Raw genomic sequence first — 2,075 nt, 5'->3', positions numbered from 1 at the left:
GATTTACAGACGATTAAATATTAATTTAACGCAGTATTGAAGGATGAATATTATAAATTTAGGAATTCTTGCTCACATTGATGCAGGAAAAACTTCCGTAACCGAGAATCTGCTGTTTGCCAGTGGAGCAACGGAAAAGTGCGGCCGTGTGGATAATGGTGACACCATAACGGACTCTATGGATATAGAGAAACGTAGAGGAATTACTGTCCGGGCTTCTACGACATCTATTATCTGGAATGGAGTGAAATGCAATATCATTGACACTCCGGGACACATGGATTTTATTGCGGAAGTGGAGCGGACATTCAAAATGCTTGATGGAGCAGTCCTCATCTTATCCGCAAAGGAAGGCATACAAGCGCAGACAAAGTTGCTGTTCAGTACTTTACAAAAGCTGCAAATCCCGACAATTATATTTATCAATAAGATTGACCGTGCCGGTGTGAATTTGGAGCGTTTGTATATGGATATAAAAACAAATCTGTCGCAAGATGTCCTGTTTATGCAAACTGTTGTCGATGGATCGGTTTATCCGGTTTGCTCCCAAACATATATAAAGGAAGAATACAAAGAATTTGTATGCAACCATGACGACGATATATTAGAACGATATTTGGCGGATAGCGAAATTTCACCGGCTGATTATTGGAATACGATAATCGCTCTTGTGGCAAAAGCCAAAGTCTATCCGGTGCTACATGGATCAGCAATGTTCAATATCGGTATCAATGAGTTGTTGGACGCCATTTCTTCTTTTATACTTCCTCCGGCATCAGTCTCAAACAGACTTTCAGCTTATCTCTATAAGATAGAGCATGACCCCAAAGGGCATAAAAGAAGTTTTCTTAAAATAATTGACGGAAGTCTGAGACTTCGAGACGTTGTAAGAATCAACGATTCGGAAAAATTCATCAAGATTAAAAATCTAAAGACTATTTATCAGGGCAGAGAGATAAATGTTGATGAAGTGGGTGCCAATGATATCGCGATTGTAGAAGATATAGAAGATTTTCGAATCGGAGATTATTTAGGTGCTAAACCTTGTTTGATTCAAGGATTATCTCATCAGCATCCCGCTCTCAAATCCTCCGTCCGGCCAAATAAGCCCGAAGAGAGAAGCAAGGTGATATCCGCTCTGAATACATTGTGGATTGAAGACCCGTCTTTGTCCTTTTCCATAAACTCATATAGTGATGAATTGGAAATCTCGTTATATGGTTTGACCCAAAAGGAAATCATACAGACATTGCTGGAAGAACGATTTTCCGTAAAGGTCCATTTTGATGAGATCAAGACTATCTACAAAGAACGACCTATAAAAAAGGTCAATAAGATTATTCAGATCGAAGTACCACCCAACCCTTACTGGGCCACAATAGGGCTGACTCTTGAACCCTTACCGTTAGGGGCAGGGTTGCAAATCGAAAGTGACATCTCCTATGGTTATCTGAACCATTCTTTTCAAAATGCCGTTTTTGAAGGGATTCGTATGTCTTGCCAATCTGGTTTACATGGATGGGAAGTGACTGATCTGAAAGTAACTTTTACTCAAGCCGAGTATTATAGCCCGGTAAGTACACCTGCTGATTTCAGACAGCTGACCCCTTATGTCTTCAGGCTGGCTTTGCAACAGTCAGGTGTGGACATTCTCGAACCGATGCTCTGTTTTGAGTTGCAGATACCCCAAGTAGCGAGTTCCAAAGCTATTACAGATTTGCAAAAACTGATGTCTGAGATTGAAGACATCAGTTGTAATAATGAGTGGTGTCATATTAAAGGGAAAGTTCCATTAAATACAAGTAAAGACTATGCCTCAGAAGTAAGTTCGTACACTAAGGGCTTAGGCATTTTTATGGTTAAGCCATGTGGGTATCAAATAACAAAAGACGGTTATTCTGATAATATCCGCATGAACGAAAAAGATAAACTTTTATTCATGTTCCAAAAATCAATGTCATTAAAATAATGGAGCGGTCAGGAAATTTCTATAAGGCAATACGGTTGGGATATATACTTATCTCCATTCTTATCGCAATAGTTCGTTAATAATTCAATAATGTGCTAAGCAGCTA

The 2,075-nt window shown here is 39.3% G+C and carries 1 protein-coding gene and 1 pseudogene; both read left to right on the top strand.

The features are described 5' to 3' along the window. Positions 1-43: 43 nt before the first annotated feature. Positions 44-1,969 carry a tetracycline resistance ribosomal protection protein Tet(Q) gene (gene tet(Q), locus DWV53_RS15140; protein WP_004291466.1) on the top strand — a complete coding sequence of 642 codons (1,926 nt, stop codon included), beginning with the start codon at positions 44-46 and terminating at the stop codon, positions 1,967-1,969. Next, positions 1,969-2,034: pseudogene (locus tag DWV53_RS16455) on the top strand (two component system sensor kinase); the annotation flags it as partial. The gene tet(Q) and the pseudogene DWV53_RS16455, both read left to right, overlap by 1 nt. Positions 2,035-2,075: the final 41 nt, after the last annotated feature.

The organism is Segatella copri (assembly GCF_003465495.1).
Taxonomy (GTDB): Bacteria; Bacteroidota; Bacteroidia; order Bacteroidales; family Bacteroidaceae; genus Prevotella; species Prevotella copri_G.
The sequence above is the reverse complement of the archived record's forward strand: the minus strand, read 5'-3'. Positions and strand labels throughout refer to the sequence as shown.